Raw genomic sequence first — 20,311 nt, 5'->3', positions numbered from 1 at the left:
CGCCCACGATCTGGCGGTGGTGCGTCAGGTGAGCGACCGCGTCGCGGTCATGCGCAAGGGCGAACTGGTGGAACTCGACGACAGCGACGCCATCTACGAGAACCCGCGGAGCGACTACACCCGTCGACTCCTCAACGCCGCCCCCGTGTTGGACCCCGACGAGGCGCGCGAACTACGCGCCGCACGGGTCCGCGAACGCGCGGCCGGGGTCTGAGGCCCCGCGCCGGTCGGGTCTCCCCGACCGGCGCGGACGGTCGGAACGGGTCGCGGCGCCCGGCCGGGCGCCGCGACCCGGTGGCGCGGTTCCCCGGCCCGGTCCAGCCGGGCGACCCGCTCGTGGGTCACGTCGAAGCCCTCGTGACCATTCCGTCCCTCGGCGAACGACGGGCCGGGGCCCTCGTCCGGTCCGAGGAGCACGTCCATGTCGCGCTCGTCGGTGACGAACGGCGGCTCCAGGTCGGTCTTCTCGAATTCCCGTGGGGTCGAGGCTCAGGTCAGGCCTCGCAGCAGGGCCCGCAGGCCGTAGTGGAAGCGGGCGGCGGTCTCGGCGGCGCCCGGCGCGTCCTCGTCGTCCTGGTGGCGGACCTGGTGGACGACCGCGCCCAGGCAGTAGGAGTACAGGGCGTCGGTGGCGCGGTCGAGGTCGTCGGTCGGCACCCCGGCCTCGGTGAAGGCGCGGTGCGCCAAGGCGCGGGCCGCCGTGTCGGCGGGGGTGGCCGGGGCGCGGTGCACCAGGAGGGACAGCGCTCCGGAGTACTCCAGCAGCCGTGCCCGGTAGTCGTCGGCCCAGGAGACCAGGCGTTCGTCCCAAGGACGGGTGTCGGTCTCCTCCTCGGTGGTCTCCTCGGGGATCTCCTCCTCGGTGTCCTCGACGCCCTCGACGGGGGAGTCGCCCGTCGAACCCGGCGAGGTCACGTAGGCGGCGATCGCGTTGAAGAGCTGCTCCTTGCCGAGGGGGAAATGATGGTAGATGGCCATGGCCTCCACCTCCAGGGCATCGCCCAACCGGCGCATCGACAATCCGCCCAGGCCGCGTCCGGCGATGATGTGGAGCGCTTCCAGGATGATGCGTTCCCGGCTGAGCCCCGCGTAGTTCCTGCTCACTTGTGTCCTTTCGGAAGTATTCGTCACCCAATGTGGCTGTTCCGGCGCGTGGAGGCCGTCATCGACGCGCGATCCGGGTCGCCTCATGATCTTCGTCACGGCTAGAGTGCCCTGCAACGGTGTACCAGGTGATCGGAGTGGGCGATGGGACTCGGCGGACGCAGCGCGGCGCAGGTACGGGAGAGCCTGATGGCCGACCGTGAGACGGCCGCGCGGTTGGACGATCTGTTGCGGGAGGTGGCGGCGGCCCAGACGGCGTTGGACGACGCCCGGGCGGCGGACGCCCCCGTGGAGGAACTGCACGAGCGAGGGCTGGTGCTGGACGCCGCGCTCACCGAGGCGATGCGGGCCGCCTACGCCCGCGAGCGCGTACTGATCGGCCCGAAGGGCTACGAGGACCGCCTCCAGCGGCGCAAGCGACTGGCCCGCCCCGAGGTGCGTCAGGCCACCGAGGTCGCCGAGCGGCTGCTCACGGTGCGCGAGACCCATCGCCTGCACGGCGTGCAGCGGGTCCCCCCGCAGGTCCGCCGAGCCTGAGACGACCGGCCCCGCGCCCCCGGGGGCGCGGGGCCGGACACGCACGGTAGTTTGGGGCCGGAACGGGTATGGGGCCCGCAGTCACGAACACCGAACGTGGGGAGCGCAGGAGGAGATGGCGGATTTCATCCGCGTCGACCCGACGTCGAAGGTACCGCCCTACGAGCAGATCCGGACGACCGTGGCCATGGCGGCCGCCGCCGGTGAACTCCCGGTCGGGTACCGGTTGCCGACGGTGCGCGCGCTGGCCGGACGACTGTCGGTGGCGGTCAACACCGTGGCCCGCGCCTACCGCGAACTGGAGCAGGCCGGGGTGGTGGAGACCCGGGGCCGCTCGGGGACGTTCATCGCGGCGGCCGGCGACGACCAGCGCGCGGAGGCCCTGGCGGCCGCGCGCGCCTACGCGGAGGTGATCTCCAGGGTCGGCTTGGACCACGACGAGGCCGTGGAGATCCTGCGCGCCGCACTGGGTTCCGTCCAGCCCCAGGGGTGAAGGCCGTCCGGGTGAGGCCGATCAGCGGCGCAGACCCACCACGGAGATGATGTAGAAGACGATCAAACCGAGCCAGACGGCGGCCAGGGAAGCGGCCCCGCCCACCACACCGGCCGCGATCCCCGTGATGGGTATGCTCACCCCCAGGCAGACCAGGGACAGCACCATGCGCGCCGTGTTGGAGGGCACTCCCACCTTGGCCGGGCGCTCCTCCCGCCGCCTGTGGTCCAGGTGACGACGGACGCTGGTGTCGATGGCCTCGTCGATCCGCTCGACCAGGGAGGCGGCCAGGGCCTCGTCGTATTCGGGCCCGAGTTCGCGCCCGGCGCGCAGCGTGGCGGCGATGTCGGCCTGGTGGCGGGATGTGCTGTCGGTCATCCGTCCATGGTGGCATCCCCGGTGTGCCCGGATCGATCCACCGGAGCCGATTCCAGGGATCGTTCCGGGAAAACCCTGAGGACACGTCCGAAGGGCCGCCCTCCACGCGGGAGGGCGGCCCTTCGGACGTTTTCGCTCAGCTCGCGAAGTCGAGCAACTGCTGGGCCCGGCTGGGGTGGCGCAGCTTGGACAGCGACTGCTTCTCCAGCTGCCGGATCCGCTCGCGGGTCAGTCCCAGGTGTTTGCCGATCTCGTCCAGGGTGCGCGGTCGGCCGTCCATGAGGCCGAAGCGCAGGGACATGATGGTCGCCTCGCGGGGTTCCAGGTCCGACAGCGCGTTGCGCAGCTGGTCGGCCATGAGCTGACGGTCGACCACCTCGGAGGCCTCCGAGGCGTCCACGTCCTCGATGAGATCGCCGATGCGGGTCTCACCGTCCTCACCGATGGTGGAGTCCAGGCTGATGGGCTGACGGGTGACCCGCAGCAGCTCCTCGATCTGGGCCGGGGTCTTGTCCAGCTCCAGGGCCAGTTCCTCGGGGGTGGGCTCGCGGCCCAGGGCCTGGTGCATGTCGCGTTCCAGGCGGCTGACCTTGCTCAGCAGTTCGAGTACGTGGACGGGCAGCCGGATGGTGCGCGCCGAGTCGGCGAAACCGCGCTGGATGGCCTGGCGGATCCACCACATGGCGTAGGTGGAGAACTTGAAGCCCTTGGTGTAGTCGAACTTCTCCACGGCGCGGATGAGGCCGAGATTGCCCTCCTGGACCACGTCCAGCAGGGACATGCCCCGATCGCTGTACTTCTTGGCCACCGACACCACCAGGCGCAGGTTGGCCTCCAGCATGTGGGACTTGGCCGCGCGCCCGTCCTCGGCGATCCACTCCAGCTCCGCGCGTTCGACCTCGGCCATCTCCACGGAGGAGGAGTCGATCTCGCCGTGCAGACCCAGGCGGTACTCCGCGTAGAGACCGGCCTCCACCCGCTTGGCCAGCTCGACCTCCTGCTCCGCGTTGAGCAGCGGTCGACGCCCGATGGCCTTGAGGTAGGTGTGGACGGAGTCGCCCATGGCGGGGGACTGGTCGTCCAGATCGGCCTCGCCGGTCTCGGGATCGACGGTGGCCTGAGTGGTCTCGGTCTTCTGGGTGCGCCGTGTGGTGCGGGTCTTCCTCCGGGGGGAGGGACCGGTGCGCGGTGCGACCTTGCCGGATACGGCCTTGGGTGCCTCGTCGGTGTCGGGCACCGTCGCGATGAGAGTGTCTTCGAGCACGTCGTCCTCGGCGTCGGGTTCGGCCACCGGCACGGAATCCTCGCCCCCGTTGGCGAGTCGGACCCCGTTCTCGGTGAGTTCACGCAGGATGGCACGGCCGTCGCCGGCGGAGACTCCGGCCGCGGAGAAGGCGGTGCGCAGTTCGGAGAGGGACACGTGTCCCTGGGCGCGTCCGCGGGTGAGCAGGTCGGTCAGTGCCGTGTGGTCGGCCGCGAACGGAGCGGTGCCGTCGGTGGCCGTGGCGGTGGGTGCCGAGCGGGTCCGGGCAGTGCTCGTCATCTGGGCACCTCCCTCCCTTCCATGACGTGTGGCACGTGGCGGAGGATTCCCGCCGACTGGACGCGCCAATATGTCCAACGTGTCGGGGTGTCAAATGTTCCCCGTCTCGATTGGATATCTTTCGAAGTGACATGGATCACCGCGCCTTCGGTGGCGAACGGTGGGAGGAAGCGAGTATGAGAACCCGCTCGGGCCGCCGTCCGCCGACACGCGGAGCCGGTCGCGGTGGAGGGCGCAGGGGCGTGGACGGGTGGACTCGTGGCTGTCGCCAACTGCGGACCTCCTTGACAGAGGGGCCGTGGGATCCGGGCACTCGGCCGACCCGGATACACAGGTAGACGCAGGGCGGGCCGGGGAAGTTCCCCGACCATCGGATATGTCCGATCTATCGGTTCCGTTCGGTGCCCTCGGCGTCCACTCCGCGCCCGCGTCGCAACGCCACCAGGTCCGGTTTGCCCGAGGCCAGCATCGGCAGCCGGTCCCGCACCTCCACCTCCCGCGGGGCGGCGTAGGCCGGCAGCCGCTCGCGCACCAGGGCGCGGACGCGCTCCAGGGTGGGCGGGTCCGCCGGGTCCGCCGCCACCACCACCGCGCACACCCGTTCGCCCCACTCGGGGTCGGGCCGTCCCACCACCACCGACTCGGCCACCGCCGGGTCGGCCGCGATGAGCGCGTTGACCGGGCCGGGCACGACCTTGTGGCCTCCGGTGTTGATCACCTCGTCCATCCGGCCCAGGACCGTCAACCGGTCCCGTTCCCACCGGCCCAGGTCGTTGGTGCGCAGTACCCGGCGTCCGTCGGCGTCCGTGATCGGGCCCTCGACCGGGGCGACCCCCGGCGCGGTGCGGTAGCGGGTGAGCAGGGTCGGGCCGGACAACAGCACCCGACCCGAACCGTCCCCCGCGGGCTCCTCGATCTCCACCCCCACACCGTCCAGGGGGACCCCGTCGTAGACGCACCCGCCGCAGGTCTCGCTCATGCCGTAGGTGGTGACCACGCGGCCGCCGGCGGCGCGGGCCGCCGCCAACAGCCCCGGGTCGGCCGCCGCCCCGCCCAGCAGGATCACCCCGAACGCCGACAGGTCCACCCCGGCCGCCACCAGCCGCCGCAACTGGGTGGGCACCAGGGACACGTGCGGGTGGATCCCCGCGGCCAGGGAGGCGGCCTCCGAGAAGGGGGCGTGCACCGCCTCGGTGCCCATGACCAGGGCGCGCAGCATCACCTGGAGGCCGGAGATGTGCCCGGCGGGCAGCACGCACAGCCAGGAGTCGCCCGGTCGGGCCCCGATCCGCGCCACCGACGCCTCCGCCGATGCGCGCAGGGCCGCCGCCGACAGCTCCACGCCCTTGGGCGCACCGGTGGACCCGGAGGTCGTGACGACCAGGGCGGTCCCCGGGGCGGCGCGTACGCCGTCGGCCAGCGGGCTCTCGCCCCCGGGTGTCAGGATCGAGGAGGGGCGCATCGCCGTGAGCAGTTCCCCGACCCGCGCGTCGGGGGTGCCGGCCGGTACGGGCATCAACGCGGGCCCTCGACCGGCCAGTGCCTCGGCCAACAGCTCGGACAGTCTGCCCGGTTCCAGGCCGACGGCGGCGCGCAGGTCGGGGCCGTCGCCGGGGACGGGTTTCGGGTTCGGGACCTCGGAAGGGTTCGCGGATGCCACGGGGCACAAGACTACGCCCGACGTGCCGTCGGGGGGCGTACCCGGTCATCGCGGTCGGCCTGGCAGAATGCGTAGGGTTGACGCGGGGTTCGCCTCCGGATTCCCACGAATCCGGGCGTCCATCCGTCCCAGTGTCCCGTGAGGAGAAGCAGTAGCCGTGAGCAGCGTGATCGACTGGCAGCGGTCGGGCGAGTATTCCGACATCATCTACGAGACCGCGGAGGGCATCGCCAAGATCACGATCAACCGGCCCGAACGGCACAACGCCTTCCGGCCCCAGACCCTGTTCGAGTTGCAGCAGGCGTTCAACATCGCCCGCGACGACTCCGAGGTCGGCGTGATCATCTTCACCGGTGCCGGGGACCAGGCGTTCTGCTCCGGCGGGGACCAGAAGATCCGTGGCGACGACGGCTACATCGGCGACGACGCCGTGGCCCGCCAGGGCATCGGCCGGCTCAACGTCCTGGACCTCCAGGTGCAGATCCGTCGCCTGCCCAAGCCGGTCATCTGCATGGTCGCCGGATGGTCCATCGGCGGCGGCAACGTCCTCCAGGTGTGCTGCGACCTGACCATCGCGGCCGACAACGCCAAGTTCGGCCAGACCGGCCCCAAGGTCGGCTCCTTCGACGGCGGCTACGGTTCCTGGCTGCTGGCCGAGACCGTGGGTCTGAAGAAGGCCCGCGAGATCTGGTACCTGTGCCGTCAGTACAGCGCCCAGGAGGCGCTCGACATGGGCATGATCAACACCGTGGTGCCGCTGGCCGACCTGGAGAAGGAGACCGTCTCCTGGGCCCGCGAGCTGCTGGAGAAGTCGCCGCTGGCGCTGCGCATGCTCAAGGGCGCCATCAACGCCGTCAGCGACGGCGCGGCCGGCATGCAGCAGTTCGCCGGTGACGCCACCATGCTCTACTACATGAGCGAAGAGGCCCAGGAAGGCCGGGACGCCTTCAAGGAGAAGCGCCGTCCGGAGTTCGAGAAGTTCCCGCGCCGCCCGTGACACCGATCGCCGATCCCCCCGCGGAGACCGGACCCGGAGCGGGCCGGGCCTTCGCCGTCGGTCTGCGCAACCGGTTCCGCGGCATCACCGTGCGCGAGGGCATGCTGGTGCGCGGACCCGCCGGGTGGGGCGAGTTCTCGCCCTTCGCCGAGTACGGTCCGCGTGAGTGCGCCCGCTGGTGGGCGGCCTGTCACGAGGCCGCCCATCACGGGTGGCCCGCCCCGGTGCGCGATCGGGTCGCGGTCAACGTCACCGTCCCGGCCGTGGACCCCGAGCGGGCCCGCGCGATCGTCGCGGCGGGCGGTTGTGCCACCGCCAAGGTCAAGGTCGCCGAGAAGGGGCGGGATCCGGCCGAGGACCTGGCCCGGGTCGAGGCCGTCCGCGACGCCATCGGCCCCTCGGGGAAGGTGCGCGTGGACGCCAACGGCGCCTGGGACGTCGACACCGCGGTGCGGATGATCCGCGCCTTGGACGCCTACGACCTGGAGTACGTCGAGCAGCCCTGCGTCACCCTGGACGAGCTCGCCGAGGTGCGCCGCCGGGTCGACGTGCCGATCGCCGCCGACGAGTCGATCCGCCGTGCCGAGGACCCCCTCAAGGTCCGCGCCGCCGACGCCGCCGACATCGTCGTGCTCAAGGTGCAGCCCCTGGGCGGGGTGCGCGCCGCGCTACGGGTGGCCGAGGCGTGCGGGCTGCCCGTGGTGGTCTCCAGCGCGGTCGAGACCTCGGTGGGTCTGGCCGCCGGGGTGGCGCTGGCCGCCGCCCTGCCCGAACTGCCCTACGCGTGCGGGCTGGCCACCATGCAGATGCTCACCGCCGACGTCACCGCCGAGCCGTTGCTGCCCGACAACGGGTACCTTCCGGTACGCCCGGTGAAGGTGGACGAGGAGCGGCTGCGCGCGGTGGAGATCGCCCCCGCCGGCTGGCGCGCCCGCGCCGAGGCGGCCATCGCGGCGGCCGACGGCGGCTGACCCGCCCGGGACGCGGATCACAGCCCGGGGCGTTCGCCGTTCGCCCCCGAACGGGGTTCACTGGAAGGTGCGCTCCCGTGAGATGAGGGGTGCGATGCGGTACATCGGCACCCTGCGGTGATACTTGGTACACACCTTGACGAACGAAAGCGTTGTGGATGAATCCGTCTACCGCCCTGGCGCGGGTCCTCGTCGATGAACTGGCCCGCTGCGGCCTGGCCGAGGCCGTGGTCGCGCCGGGGTCGCGCTCGACGCCGCTCGCGCTCGCCCTGGTCTCCCACCCCGGGATCCGGGTGCACGTGCGCGTGGACGAGCGGTCGGCGTCCTTCCTGGCGCTGGGGCTGGCCAGGACCTCCCGGCGCCCCGTGGCCGTGGTGTGCACCTCCGGCACCGCCGCGGCCAATTTCCATCCCGCGGTGCTGGAGGCCGACGAGAGCGGTGTCCCGCTGCTGCTGCTCACCGCCGACCGGCCGCCGGAGCTGCGCGCCACCGGCGCCAACCAGACCGTGGACCAGATCGGCCTGTACGGCGGCGCGGTGCGCATGTTCGCCGAGGTCGGCACGCCCGACCCGGTGCCGGGCATGGTCGCCTACTGGCGTTCGCTGATCGGTCGCGCCTGGGGCGCGGCCCGGGGAGGACGGCCGGGGCCGGTCCACCTCAACGTCGCCTTCCGCGACCCGCTCACCCCCGACGGCCTCGGCGGGGAATGGATCGAACCGTTGGAGGGCCGTGTCGACGGCGCGCCGTGGATCTCCCGTCCCGGTCCCGTCGCCGAGCCGGTCCCGTTCGTCCTGCCCGACGTCGAACGCGGCGTGATCGTCTGCGGGGACGGGGACTACGACCCGGTGCCGTTCCTGGCCCTGGCCGAGCTGACCGGATGGCCGCTGCTGGCCGAACCCACCTCCAACGCCCGGCGGGTGGGCGCGGTCTCCACCTACCGCCACCTGCTCGCCTCACCCTCGATCGTCTCCGGTCCCGTCCCGGACCTGGTGGTCAGCGCGGGCCGCCCCAACCTGTCCCGGCAGACCCTGGCGTTCCTGCGCCGGGCCCGGCGTCACGTGGTCGTCACCGCCGGCGTGCTGGGCGACGCCCGCGCGGCGCTCGCCGACGGGTTCGCCGACCCGGCGCGCACCGCCACCGACGTGGTGGCCGCCGTCGAGGCCCCGGCCGACCTGTCCTTCGACGAACCGCGCCGTACCGACTGGTCCCGGTGGTGGTGGCGCGCCGAGTCGGCCGCCCGCGCCGCCCTGGACGCGGTGCTGGACGAGGAGGAGACGCTCACCGAGCCGCGTCTGGCCCGCGACCTGTCCTCCCATCTGCCCGCCGGGTCCCTGCTGTTCGCCGGGTCGAGCATGCCCGTCCGCGATCTGGACTCCACCATGCGCGCCCGCTGCGGGGTGCGCCTGGTCGGCAACCGGGGCGTCAGCGGTATCGACGGCACGGTGTCCACGGCGATCGGCGCGGCCCTGGCACACCAGGCCGCCGACCGGTCGGCCGGGGCGTTCGCCCTGCTGGGCGACCTGGCGGTGCTGCACGACCAGAACGGGCTCATCATCGGCCCCGGCGAGCCGCGCCCGGACCTGGCGATCGTGGTGGTCAACAACGACGGCGGCGGTATCTTCTCCGGTCTGGAGCAGGCCGGGCACCCCGACTTCGAGCGGGTCTTCGGGACCCCGCACGGGGTGTCGATGGAGCGGGTGGCGGCCATGGCCGACGTGCCCTACATCCACCTGGAGTGGGCCACCGACCTGCCCAAGGCGCTGCTCGGGGAGGGGGTGCGCGTCGTGGAGGTGCGCACCGACCGCGCCGAGGCCGCGGTGCTGCGCCGCCGCCTCCAGGAATCGGTGGACACCGCCCTCGCCGAGGCCCTGTAGCCCTGTGTTCTTCGCGCCCCGCCGGACCCGGTCCGGCGGGGCGTTCCGTACGAGGTCCCGGTGCTCCTTCGGCGCATTCGGGCGCCGTGGATGAGGGTGAGGGGGAGAAGGGCCGGGAGGGGTGGCGGACCGGGCCCGTCCGCTTGCGTGAACCGACGGTGCGTCGGACCGCGCTAGCCTGGGCGGTACGAGCGCCGACGGCATCGGGAGAAGGAGCCGTGGAGTCCAAGGACGGGCAGGGCACCGGTACACGGGCGGGTCCGCGTATCTCCCTGCTCGGAGGGTTCGGCCTCTCCGACGGCCATGTCGACGTCGCCATCGCGGAGGGACCCCAACGGCTGATCGCGTTCCTGGCCCTGCGCAAGAAGCCGGTGCGGCGCACCCTCGCCGCCGGGGCGCTGTGGCCCGGATCCAGCCCGGACCACGCGCACTCCAGCCTGCGCTCGACCCTGGCGCGGCTCGACGACGCAGCGCGCTCGGCCCTGGAGGTCACCGCCTCCAAGCTCGGGATCGCCGACCGGATCACGGTCGACCTGTGGGAGTCGGAGGCGCTCGCGCGTCGGCTGATCGGTCCGCACGAGTCCCTGAAGGTGCACCACTCGGCCGCCGCCGACGTGAGCGCCCTGTCGTCCGACGTCCTTCCGGACCGGTACGAGGACTGGGTGATCGTCGAGGCCGAGGCATGGCGCCAGCGGCGCCTGCACGCGCTGGAGGCGCTCACCGACGACCTGCGGGCCGAGGGTGCTTTCGGCGACGCGGTCGCGGCCGCCCAGGCCGCCATCAAGGCCGACGGTCTGAGGGAGAGCCCGCGCGCGGCGCTGATCCGGGTCCACCTCGCGGAGGGGAACGTCTCCGAGGCGCTGCGGGAGTTCTCGCGGTACCGCGAGCTGTTGCTGAGGGAGCTCGGCCTGGAGCCGACACCCCGCCTGCGGGACCTGCTCGACGGGAGCGGGTAACGGCAGGGTCACGCCCGGCCCCGCACGATGGGTGCATGGACATTCACCGGACGGGTCTCATGGTCCTCAGAGTCTGGGTGGAGGAGGGCTCCGAGCGACCTCTGCGCGTCGACGTCCGCCAGACCTCCGATCCGGCACTGGGTTTCCGTGGTGAACGGACCCTGACCGACGTCGACCACGTCCTCGCCGTCGTACGCAGGTTCCTGGAGTCGGGTGGGTCGAACGCCCCCGTCGTGCCAGAGGGGGACTGACGGCCGACCGGCCGACCTTCGGTTCCGTCACCCGTGTCGCGCCACCGTCACGCCGCTGTCACGCCCGTCACGGACCATGGGACCGGGCCGGTGGTCGAGGACCGAGAGGTCCGGCCGGGCCGCTCACCCCCGTGACGGCCGCCCCCTCAGCCCCTTGCAGGCAGGCGGGCGGGCCGCCCCGGGAACGCGCCCATGGGGGACACGACTGTTTCGCGCCCCATCGTCACACGGCCGAGTGCGAAGGAGGGACGGTGCAGGGTGAGAACACAGGACGCGCACGACCGGACGCGCGACGCCCCGGGTAACGCCGCAGCGCGACCACCCCGGATCCCGACGGCGGGTCGGTATGCCGTCGCGGCCCGGGTCTGGCTGGAACTCAAGGAGGGGCATGTCGGCCTGCTCGCCGCGGCCATGGCCTTCAAGGCGCTGCTCGCTCTGTTCCCCGCCCTGCTCGCCGCAGTCAGCGTCTTCGGGATCCTCGCCGATCCGGACGAGCTCACCGACCAGATCCGGGACTGGATGACCGTCGTCCCGGATGAGGTGGGCGTGCTGATCGGGGACCAGCTCACCGCCATCGCCGAGACCGAGACCGGAGCGCTCGGGTTCACGTTCGCCACCTCCCTGCTCGTCGCCCTGTGGAGCGCGTCGGGGGGCATGGCGGGCATGATGGAGGGGTGTAACACGGCCTACGACGAGGTGGACGACCGTTCCTTCGTCGTCAAGCGCGGCATCGCCCTGCTCCTGGCCCTGGGCGTGGGTACCTTCGCCTTCGTCGTGGTCGGCCTGATCACCGTGCTTCCGACACTGCTCGACACCATCGGCCTGGGCGGCGCCGCTGCGCTCGCGATCCGGATAGGCCAGTGGCCCCTGCTCGCGGCCGTGACCGTGGTAGGGCTGGGCGTCATCTACCGGGTGGCGCTCCACCGCCGGTCGCCGTCGGCGCGCCGGCTCACACCGGGTGCGGTCATCGCCACGGCCCTGTGGCTGGCCGGTTCCGGGCTGTTCGCGTTCTTCGTGCAGCGGTTCGGCGACTTCGGTGCGACCTACGGAGCGATCGCCGGGGTCATCGTGCTGATGATGTGGCTGTGGCTGTCGTCGCTCGTCATGCTGCTCGGGGCCACGATCAACGCGGAGCTCGAACGCCGGCCCGGAGCGGACACCACCACCGGTGACCGGCACACGATCGGTGAACGCGGCGCCGAGCCGGCGGACGCCACGCCGGGCGGGTGCCGGCTCGAAGAGCACTGACCGGACACGGCCGACCACGACCGACGCCACGGCCTGTCAGGCCGTGGCGTCGCGGGACTCTCACCCGAACCGCTCCGGACGGCTCGACGAGCCGTCCCCGGAGAGATGACACAGGGTCATCAGGGGCGCCGGAGGCCCCTGCTGCGGCTGACGGCCCACCGCTCGGGACAGAGGCCCGTCGGGTGGGCTGAGGAGGGTTCGCGGCCGCCGCGCTCACGCTTTTCGGATCTCGGAGGTGATGCCTCCGGGCGTGGCCGACGGGACGTCTGTGACTACCGGCGCCGTCTGCTCAGGCCGTAGCCGCCACCGCCGAGTAGGAGGAGGACGACGACGATGAGGATGATCCAACCGAGGGTGCTCATGAGACTGTTCCTGTCCGTACAGGTGAGACCTGTAGCGATCTGCGGTCGTGTGGTTCCGGGTGCCCGGGGCGTTCTCAGTGTCTTCCCTCTGCCGTGACCACGCCGTGATCGTCGCGTGACCGTGTCCGTGCCGTCGCGCTCCGGTGTCCCACCGGAGCGCGCGCCCGGGCCCCCGACCTCCGTTTTCCGGCGATCTCGCGCGTCGCGATGAGTTCCGCGGTGTTCGGTGGTCATACCGTCGAACCCGGAACCGAGGAGGACCTCCGATGCGCAACGTGATCTGCTCCATGGCCGTCTCGCTCGACGGCTACATCGTCGGGCCGGACGGCGGATTCAACTGGTCGGTGCCCGACCGGGAGGTCTTCGAGCTCGCCACCGACGAGGTGCGCCGGGTCGGCGTCCACCTGCTGGGGCGGCGGCTGTACGAGACGATGGTGTACTGGGAGACGGTCGACCAGAACCCGGAGCACGACCACTCGACGCGTGAGTTCGCCGAGATCTGGCGGGCGCTGCCCAAGGTGGTCTTCTCCACCACGCTCTCCGAAGTGCGGGGCAACACCCGCCTGGCCTCGGGAGGCCTGGCGGAGGAGATCGAGCGGCTGAGGGCCGAGCCGGGGGAGGGCGACATCGCGATCGGCGGCGCCACCCTGGCCGCCGAGGCTGCCGCGCTGGGACTGATCGACGAGTACCGGATCCGGGTCTACCCGGTTCTGGTCGGGGGCGGTATCCCGTTCTTCCCCCGGGCCGAGCGCCACGTGGACCTCGACCTCGTCGAGTCCCGCACCGTCGGTTCGACGGTGGTCTACCTCCGCTACCGCGTGGTCCGCTGACCGGCTCCTCCGCTGAGCCCGGGGGAAAGCACGTCGGCCGCCGCGGGTGTTGGTCGAAGAGGTGTCGCCGGTTTCCTCGGCTCACCGGATCTTCGTCTTGTCCTCGGCGCGGCTGTCGATCACGCTAGGCTTCGTGGGGTGACCGACACCTTGATTCGCACCAGGTTCGCGCCTTCCCCGACCGGCATGTTCCACGTGGGCAACGCCCGGTCCCTGCTGCTGAACTGGGTGGTCGCGCGACAATTCGGCGGCACCATGGTGCTTCGGGTCGAGGACACCGACGCCGCCCGCTCCCGCCCCGAGTGGACCGAGGGCATCCTGTCCGCGATGGCCTGGCTCGGTGTGGACGCAAGCCAGTACGAGGGTCCCTACTCCCAGACCGACTACGCCGACAAGCACACCGAGGCCGCTCAGCGCCTGTTGAAGGAAGGGCTGGCCTACTACTGCGACTGCACCCGAGAGCAGGTTCAGGCCCGCCGCGATAACCCCAATCTGGGCTACGACGGCTTCTGTCGCGACCGGGCACTGGAGGCCGGACCCGGCCGCGCGCTGCGCTTCCGTGTCCCCGAGGGTGAGCCCACGGTCGTGGACGACCGGATTCGGGGCCGCGTGGAGTTTCCGCACGAGGCCTTGGAGGACTTCGTGATCGCCCGTGCCGACGGCACTGCGCTGTTCGTGCTGGCCAACGTGGTCGACGATGTCGAGATGGGTATCACCCACGTCATCCGGGGTGAGGAGCACCTGTCCAACACCCCCAAGCAGCAGCTGTTGTGGGAGGCGCTGGGGCACGCTCCGCCGGTGTGGGCGCACGCCCCGGTGCTGGTGAACGAGAAGCGGCAGAAGCTGTCCAAGCGCCGTGACAAGGTCGCCATGGAGTCCTACCGGGACGAGGGATACCTGCCCGAGGCGATGATCAACTACCTGATGTTGCTGGGCTGGGCACCGGGCGAGGACCGGGAGATCATGCCCATCGAGGAGATGATCCCGCTCTTTTCGCTGTCGGATGTGAACTCCTCGCCCGCGTTCTTCGACGAAAAGAAGCTGCGCGCTTTTAACGGCGACTACATCCGTGCCTTGGCCGTGGAGGAGTTCATCGCTTGCTGCGCCCCCTATCTGGAGGAGGAACGGGCGCCGTGGAGGGGCGAGGACTTCGACGCCGAGGTGTTCGCGCAGATCGCCCCGCTGGCGCAGAGCCGGGTGGCGGTGCTGAGCGAGATCGTGCCGAACGTGGACTTTTTGTTCTTGGACGCTCCGGTCTTCGATGAGAAGAGCTGGGACAAGGCCATGAAGCCCGGTATCGGTGCGGAGATGCTCACGTCCGCGATCGCCTCCTTTTCCGATGCGTCGCTGACATGGGAGGCGGAGCCTCTGAAGGGGGCTTTGGAGCAGGTAGGTGCCGCTCACGGGCTCAAGCTCGGGAAGGCTCAGGCCCCGGTTCGGGTGGCGGTCACTGGCCGCACGGTCGGATTGCCGTTGTTCGAGTCTCTGGAGCTGCTGGGCCGCGAGCGCACGCTGGTGCGGTTGCGGGCGGCGTTGGAGCGGCTCAACTCCTGAGCGGCCGAGGCCAGACGGCAGGCCACCAGATGTGAGGGGAAAACCTCCAGAAGGTCACGGGCGCGGGGTCCGTCGCGCTGACCGGTGAGCACCCAGCGCACCGTGTTCGGAGGCGGGCCCGGGGGTGCTCCGCGTGCCCAGGCGTCCAGCCATGGCCAGGTGTCCTCAGCACGGTCGGGCGGCGACTCGTATTCGATCTGCTCTTCGGTGAGCGCCCGGCACAAGCGGGTCTGCTGCAGGAGTGGGCGCGGGTGGTGCCGGACCACCCACTCGATGACATGCGCTGGGGCACTCGGGCAGTACTCGTCGAGTTCTTGCCGGGCCAGAGCCGGGGCGAGGGCGGCGGACAGTTTCCGGTCCAAGGAAGCCAGGCGAGGTTCGTCCAGCAAGCCGTCCCCGTGCCGGGGGAGGACCGGACGGAGCTGTTCCACGAGCCCGGGAAAGTCGGTCGACTGAGCCGCCGGCTGTTGCCGGGTCAGATACGGTTCGACCAGGAAGCAGCGCAGAGCCGAGGGGCGCACGCCCCGTTCGAGCAGGTCTGCGACCCGCGTCACGGGGGTCTTCTTCTCCAGCAGTTTGGGCAGGAACAGATGAGCTGGAGCCGATCCGCCGTCGGTCAAGGCCCAGTGCAGGCGGGCCTGGACGGCCGTGGCGTCTTTCTTGTCGGTGCCTCGCACGATCAGTGTTGTGCGCTGGTCGATGTCGTCGACGACCGTGGCCAGGTGCCACAGGACCCGCCCGTCACGGCGTATTAGAGGGATCATCCGCTGTGCCGGTGAAAGGGGCACGGACTTGTTCACGGTCGCGGAGGCTGTCAGTGCCTCGGGGGAGACACCTCGCGCGGTCATCCACCGGTCCACGGCGGTCACGTCGAGACAGGGAACTCCGCCCCTGGTCACGAGAACTCGCCTGTCTTCCAACCTCTGGAGTGCTCGCCGATATCGGTCACCGCGGTGACTCTGGCGCAAGGCCGACTCTGCGGACGCGGTGGGTATCCGGGCCACCCGCCGGATCTCGTGGAGGAGCGCGCTCCGATGTTCGTCGCGTCTGCGCAGACCATCGCTGTCGTCCCAGCGGATCGCTACGTGGACCGGGACACCGAGGTTGCGGGCGGCTCCGTGAGCCAGGAGCGCCGTGAGCAGGTGGGTGCGCAGCACCCCGACACGGAAGGAAACGTGGTTGGGGGAGATGCCCAAGCGTGTCCGGACGCCCCGGGAGAACACGGCGCTCATCGCCGGATGTGTGAACCAGGGGGGTGAGTCCGCCATGGGTCACCCTCCGTCCAGAACGCCGCACCACAGGGGCACGGTGGAGACCGTCCGGTGGGGGTGCCCGTGGCCGAACCTGCCGCCTTCCCCGAACTCCTCCCCGTGGTCGGCGCAGACCACCACCAGCGGGCGCCGCGTGCCCAGACGGGAGAACAGATCTCCCAGACGTGCGTCGGCCCATTCCAGAGCCCGTTTCTGCATGGCCAGGAGAACCCCGATGTCCTCGGCGGTCAGGCCTTCGTGCCCGGATGTGTTTCTCTGGGAGTCGTGCAAGCGGTAGAGGACTTCGAGTAACTTTTGGGCGCGGTCCGTGAGCGGATTGTCCGGTGTGGTGTAGGGGATGTGGGTGCTGGGGCAGTTGACGAACAGGAAGAACCGGTCGGCCTCCAGGCACAGGTCCGTCAGCGGGCCGGTGTAGGCCAGAGTGAGGTTCGCGTCGCGGTCCACCACCCGTGTCGCCGGTGTGACCGGGGTCCGGGAAGGCCGACCGAAGTAGTGGAACTCTGGGAACAGGGCCGGAAGGCTGTTGGCGGGGTCGGAGGAATCGAAGAAGGTGACCCCGCCCGCCCCGACTACCCGGTAACCCTTGTGCTCGTAGTGCTCCATCAGAGTCGACCCCTCGAAGGGGACGGCCACGCGGCGCTCGGTGGAGCGAGCCGCACCGGAGCGCCAGATCATGTTCCAATGGCGCCCGTTGATGGAGAAGGGTCCCGAGACGGGCCGGGGGAGGAACCCGTTGAACAGTCCTGCGTGGGCGGGAAGCGTGTACGTTCCTGGGCTCTCGGCCCGAACCAACGGGCCCAGACGGTCGAGATTCGGTGTGTGCGCCTGCACCGCGACGTCGTACCGGCAGGAGTCCAGGGTGACGAGGATGACGCTGCGTTGGGCCAGATCGGTGCCGTTCATCGGCTCTCACACTTCCAGGACGAGCGCCGGGTCGCGGAACCGCTCGATCGGAGACAGCGAGAGCAGACGCTCGGAGAGCGCGGGGAGCCCGCTCAAGGTCTCGGCCGCCAACCCCTCGATGCTGGTGCGGTCACGGCTACCGGCCCGGTACGCCGTACGCACACCCACGAACGACGGGTCGTCCAGCCGGTCCCCGTTACGCGACACCAGTACCACCGCATTGGGGATACCGAGTTCGCCGTGGATGCGGGAGGCCAGCTGTTCGGCCGCGAGCGTGTAGAGCTTGCCGGTGTGATGCATCGGGTTCTTCCCGGCCGGAGCCTCGATTCCGCCGCCTCCCCGGGAGGAGATGACACCGTTGGCCTTGTTGCCGCGCCCCACGAGACCGCAGTCGCCCTTGCCCAGCGAGGTCCCGAAGGGGGCCAGGTAGGCACCCTGGCCGTGGTCCTTGGTGTTGACGCTCATCCGGGTCAACCAGGGGTGCTCGCGCACGACCGGGTGAGCTTCGACGAACGCGGTCAGTCTGTCCTGTGCCTCTGTGATCAGGGCCCGGTACTCCTGCCGGGAGGGGGCGGCTTCAGGGCGTACCGGAAGGCAGACCGTCGTCTCCAAGACGTCCGACGCCCGGACGATCATGACCTTGACGTCGGACCCCAACCCGTCCAGGTCCGCCTTGAACGCAGGACTGTTGACGTGGTTCTCGATGTCGATGGCCAGCAGATCGACGGGGTCCGCCGGGGCGTAGGCGTTACAGAACGCGGTGTCATTGGCCACCTCGTTCTTTCCATGGACGCCGCTCTTCCCTGCCTCAGCAGGGCGGTAGAACGAGGCCGGGTGGTCCGCACCGACACCGGCGGTGTTCTCCGAAACAGTGCGCAGGTACAGGAGGATGTCTCTCCCGACCGACTCCACCAGGACCTCCTCGACCGTTGCCGTGAACAGATCCTCGATCGGGAGGGCCTCAGCGCCGATCGAGCGTGTCATCTTGCCGAACAGGTAGGCGGTGACGGGCTTGCGTACCGTGTAGGTGCCAAAGGTGACCTCGGACTCCGCTCCGATCAGGGCCACCTTGTCCACCCAATGGTTGGGGACGAATCCGAAGCGATTGATCCCGTGACGTGAGTAACGTCGGGAGAATTCCTCAGCGATGAGGTCTGCAAGGGAATCCGGATGGCCGATTCCCTTGCGTTCGACCACGTTGAAACCTGTGGTGGTCGTGGTCAAGGCGTTATCGCAATGCCAGGTGATGCGCATGATCTTCTCCAGAACGTGAACACCTATGGGGGAAGCCTCCTGAGAAGGGGAAAATGATCCTTCTCCGGGATCCGACGGGATGTTAGGAAGGTAAGGCCGAGATCTTCGAGGGACCCGGAAAGAAAATCCGGGGTCTTTCGAGAAGGAGATCCATGACCTCCCATCCCCTCCACCAGTTCAGTCCCGGCCAGCGTGTCGCCTGGTACAGGATCCGCCGCGGTGTCTCTCAGGAGGTTCTTGCCGGCTTGGTCGGACGCACCGCCGACTGGTTGGGCAAGATCGAGAACGATCGGGCGCCGCTGGACAGGCTCTCGGTGATCAGGTCGCTGGCCGATGCCCTCGACGTATCGGTGATCGACCTCATAGGTGACACGAGGGAAGACCGTGACGCGTGCCAGCGGAGCCGTCAGGTGGAGGCCGTTCGCTCTGTCCTCATGGACTACAGGTACGGAGTCGCTCGATTTTCACTGGATCAGCGCGATGAACGACCACCCGAACTGCGTTTCCTTCGCCAGGAGGTGGAAACGGTCATGGACGCCTATCAGGCCTCCAACTATCAGCGAGTGTTGCGCAGGCTTCCGGACCTTCTGGCGCGGACCCATGCGGCGGAGCGTTCCTACACGGGAGAACGCCGGAAGACGGCGCAGGCGCTGCTCGCCCTCGCATCACAGTCCTGTGCCATGGTCCTCACGAAACTCGGCGAGACCGATCTTGCTTGGATCGCGACCGAACGGGGACTGAACGCGGCCTTCGATTGTGGAGATCCGGCTGTACAAGGTTCCCTGATGAGGTCGGGTGTGCACTCGCTCCACTCGCGCGGGCAGTACCAGACCGCGATTTCCATGGCGGACGATGCCGCTTCGTACCTGCGGGGTGCACAGTGCCGCCATACGAGGACCCCTCGCATGCTCTCTGTTTACGGCACCCTGCTGCTACCGGCGGCCGTGGCCGCGGCGCGCAGCGGCGACCGGGCAACAGCCAACGCCTATCTGGAAGAAGCCGGGAAGATAGCCGGGCGGCTGGGAAGGGACGCCAACCACCTGTGGACGGCCTTCGGGCCGACCAACGTTGCTCTCCACCGTGTGACCATCGCGGGCAGTTCGGACGATCCTTACGCCGTTCTCAGGTTGGGAAGCGGGATCGACACGGCCGGGCTGCCGACCGAGAGACGAGTCCGACACCTCTTCGAACTCGCGCAGGCCATGACCGCCGTCAACAGGATCTCTTCGGCCGTCGAACGCTTACTGGAAGCGGAGGGATTGTCCATCTTCCACGTTCACCACCACATGATGAGCCACCAGATCGTAGTGCGCTTGATGCGCACCAAGGACGGTCGCAGGGATCGGCGGCTGGCTGCTCTGGCACACCGGATGGGCGTTGTCTGACGCGGGCCCGTTAGTGTCGGGGCATGGTCTCTGATCCCACGGAATCCTTCTCCCGCCCCCGGGTCGCAGCCGGTGTCCTGTTCTTCGACCATCTCGACAGAGTCATGATGGTGGTCCCCTCCTACAAGGACTACCGGGACATCCCCGGCGGCTACATCGAGCACGGAGAGACACCGAGCCAGGCCGCCGCCCGGGAGGTGAAGGAGGAACTAGGGATCACCCCACCCCTCGGACGACTCCTGGTCGTCGACTGGGCACCCAACCGGTCCGAGGGGGACAAACAGCTCTTCGTCTTCGACGGGGGAGTCCTCGACCAGGAATGGTTGGACCGGATCGTCCTCGACCCGGGCGAACTGACCGGGTACGGATTCCACGACGTGGACTCGGTCGCAGGGGCGACGATTCCCCGGCTCGCACGCAGGATCACCCACGGTGTGCGCGCCCGCGAAGAGGGCACGATGGTCTACCTGGAGAACGGAGAGGTTCTCCCGTAGGACATCGCTGATGGCACGTATTTTGTTCGCCCTACGGGGCTCACCCGGGTGTGAGCGCGGATCGCCGAAACATCCCGCCATGCCCGGTCGTATCGGCAAAGGGAGGTCAGGGGCGCGTAGAAGAGCGACGTGACGGATTTCCAGGAAACCGGTCCGTGGACCCGGGCGCGGTGACCCGAGAGAGTGTCCCCGGTCTCGGGGGCGAGGAACGTCGGGACTCCGAGCCGGATCATCCCGCCGACCAGT

20 protein-coding genes are annotated in these 20,311 nt (G+C 70.0%); 13 read left to right on the top strand and 7 right to left on the bottom strand.

Going from position 1 to position 20,311, the window contains the following annotated elements; genetic code table 11:
- Window positions 1-214: ABC transporter ATP-binding protein (locus PWG71_RS28285; protein ID WP_446725113.1), on the top strand; the 214-nt coding region annotated here is incomplete at its 5' end.
- 275 nt (window positions 215-489) lie between these two features.
- On the opposite strand, the gene PWG71_RS28280 is transcribed toward PWG71_RS28285, so the two are convergent.
- Window positions 490-1,104, bottom strand: a complete 615-nt coding sequence (locus tag PWG71_RS28280; RefSeq protein ID WP_274813128.1) for a TetR/AcrR family transcriptional regulator — start codon at window positions 1,102-1,104, stop codon at window positions 490-492.
- Window positions 1,105-1,248: 144 nt separating this feature from the next.
- On the opposite strand from PWG71_RS28280, the gene PWG71_RS28275 reads away from it, so the two are divergent.
- Entirely contained in the window at window positions 1,249-1,641 is a 393-nt protein-coding gene (locus tag PWG71_RS28275; protein ID WP_274813127.1) for a hypothetical protein, read from the top strand.
- Window positions 1,642-1,756: 115 nt separating this feature from the next.
- Complete coding sequence (locus PWG71_RS28270; protein WP_274813126.1) at window positions 1,757-2,134, top strand: GntR family transcriptional regulator; 378 nt, start codon at window positions 1,757-1,759, stop codon at window positions 2,132-2,134.
- A gap of 21 nt (window positions 2,135-2,155) precedes the next feature.
- Here the strand turns inward: PWG71_RS28270 and PWG71_RS28265 are convergent, their stop codons facing one another.
- The 3 genes from PWG71_RS28265 to PWG71_RS28255 all read right to left on the bottom strand — a co-directional run bounded on the left by PWG71_RS28265 (window position 2,156) and on the right by PWG71_RS28255 (window position 5,652).
- On the bottom strand, window positions 2,156-2,512 hold the full coding sequence (locus tag PWG71_RS28265; protein WP_274813125.1) for a hypothetical protein: 357 nt from the start codon (window positions 2,510-2,512) through the stop codon (window positions 2,156-2,158).
- Window positions 2,513-2,648: 136 nt separating this feature from the next.
- Window positions 2,649-4,055 (bottom strand): RNA polymerase sigma factor, encoded by a 1,407-nt coding sequence (locus PWG71_RS28260; RefSeq protein ID WP_274813124.1) that lies wholly within the window; start codon window positions 4,053-4,055, stop codon window positions 2,649-2,651.
- A gap of 385 nt (window positions 4,056-4,440) precedes the next feature.
- Window positions 4,441-5,652, bottom strand: a complete 1,212-nt coding sequence (locus PWG71_RS28255; RefSeq protein WP_446725114.1) for an AMP-binding protein — start codon at window positions 5,650-5,652, stop codon at window positions 4,441-4,443.
- Between the two features lie 220 nt (window positions 5,653-5,872).
- Between PWG71_RS28255 and menB the strand changes: the two genes are divergently transcribed.
- The 6 genes from menB (at window position 5,873) to PWG71_RS28225 (ending at window position 12,012) form a co-directional block, all read left to right on the top strand.
- On the top strand, window positions 5,873-6,712 hold the full coding sequence (gene menB, locus PWG71_RS28250; protein ID WP_274813123.1) for a 1,4-dihydroxy-2-naphthoyl-CoA synthase: 840 nt from the start codon (window positions 5,873-5,875) through the stop codon (window positions 6,710-6,712).
- On the top strand, window positions 6,709-7,683 hold the full coding sequence (locus PWG71_RS28245) for an o-succinylbenzoate synthase (protein WP_446725112.1): 975 nt from the start codon (window positions 6,709-6,711) through the stop codon (window positions 7,681-7,683). The genes menB and PWG71_RS28245 overlap by 4 nt, the downstream gene beginning before the upstream one ends.
- A 158-nt stretch (window positions 7,684-7,841) precedes the next feature.
- Window positions 7,842-9,557, top strand: coding sequence for a 2-succinyl-5-enolpyruvyl-6-hydroxy-3-cyclohexene-1-carboxylic-acid synthase (gene menD / locus PWG71_RS28240; protein ID WP_274813122.1), 1,716 nt, complete (start codon window positions 7,842-7,844; stop codon window positions 9,555-9,557).
- Between the two features lie 218 nt (window positions 9,558-9,775).
- Complete coding sequence (locus tag PWG71_RS28235; RefSeq protein WP_274813121.1) at window positions 9,776-10,513, top strand: AfsR/SARP family transcriptional regulator; 738 nt, start codon at window positions 9,776-9,778, stop codon at window positions 10,511-10,513.
- 35 nt (window positions 10,514-10,548) lie between these two features.
- Window positions 10,549-10,764 (top strand): hypothetical protein, encoded by a 216-nt coding sequence (locus tag PWG71_RS28230; protein WP_274813120.1) that lies wholly within the window; start codon window positions 10,549-10,551, stop codon window positions 10,762-10,764.
- Window positions 10,765-11,022: 258 nt separating this feature from the next.
- Window positions 11,023-12,012: a YihY/virulence factor BrkB family protein gene (locus PWG71_RS28225; RefSeq protein WP_274813119.1), complete on the top strand. Its 990-nt coding sequence runs from the start codon at window positions 11,023-11,025 to the stop codon at window positions 12,010-12,012.
- Window positions 12,013-12,284: 272 nt separating this feature from the next.
- Here the strand turns inward: PWG71_RS28225 and PWG71_RS28220 are convergent, their stop codons facing one another.
- Entirely contained in the window at window positions 12,285-12,374 is a 90-nt protein-coding gene (locus tag PWG71_RS28220) for an LPXTG cell wall anchor domain-containing protein (protein ID WP_274813118.1), read from the bottom strand.
- 266 nt (window positions 12,375-12,640) lie between these two features.
- Here PWG71_RS28220 and PWG71_RS28215 point away from each other — a divergent pair, with 266 nt between their 5' ends.
- Window positions 12,641-13,204 carry a dihydrofolate reductase family protein gene (locus PWG71_RS28215; protein ID WP_274813117.1) on the top strand — a complete coding sequence of 188 codons (564 nt, stop codon included), beginning with the start codon at window positions 12,641-12,643 and terminating at the stop codon, window positions 13,202-13,204.
- Between the two features lie 138 nt (window positions 13,205-13,342).
- Complete coding sequence (gene gltX / locus PWG71_RS28210; RefSeq protein ID WP_274813116.1) at window positions 13,343-14,758, top strand: glutamate--tRNA ligase; 1,416 nt, start codon at window positions 13,343-13,345, stop codon at window positions 14,756-14,758.
- Window positions 14,759-16,029: 1,271 nt separating this feature from the next.
- Here gltX and PWG71_RS28205 read toward each other — a convergent pair.
- Both PWG71_RS28205 and PWG71_RS28200 read right to left on the bottom strand, forming a co-directional pair.
- Entirely contained in the window at window positions 16,030-16,932 is a 903-nt protein-coding gene (locus PWG71_RS28205; protein ID WP_274813115.1) for a sulfatase-like hydrolase/transferase, read from the bottom strand.
- Window positions 16,933-16,938: 6 nt separating this feature from the next.
- Window positions 16,939-18,186 carry a methionine adenosyltransferase gene (locus PWG71_RS28200; RefSeq protein ID WP_274813114.1) on the bottom strand — a complete coding sequence of 416 codons (1,248 nt, stop codon included), beginning with the start codon at window positions 18,184-18,186 and terminating at the stop codon, window positions 16,939-16,941.
- A gap of 152 nt (window positions 18,187-18,338) precedes the next feature.
- On the opposite strand from PWG71_RS28200, the gene PWG71_RS28195 reads away from it, so the two are divergent.
- Together PWG71_RS28195 and PWG71_RS28190 are read left to right on the top strand one after the other, a co-directional pair.
- On the top strand, window positions 18,339-19,571 hold the full coding sequence (locus tag PWG71_RS28195; protein ID WP_274813113.1) for a helix-turn-helix domain-containing protein: 1,233 nt from the start codon (window positions 18,339-18,341) through the stop codon (window positions 19,569-19,571).
- 23 nt (window positions 19,572-19,594) lie between these two features.
- Window positions 19,595-20,065, top strand: a complete 471-nt coding sequence (locus tag PWG71_RS28190) for an NUDIX domain-containing protein (protein WP_274813112.1) — start codon at window positions 19,595-19,597, stop codon at window positions 20,063-20,065.
- Window positions 20,066-20,311 lie beyond the last annotated feature (246 nt).

This window comes from Nocardiopsis sp. N85, assembly GCF_028882275.1.
In the GTDB taxonomy this organism is placed as follows: domain Bacteria; phylum Actinomycetota; class Actinomycetes; order Streptosporangiales; family Streptosporangiaceae; genus Nocardiopsis; species Nocardiopsis lambiniae.
This window is presented reverse-complemented; position numbering and strand designations above follow the sequence as displayed.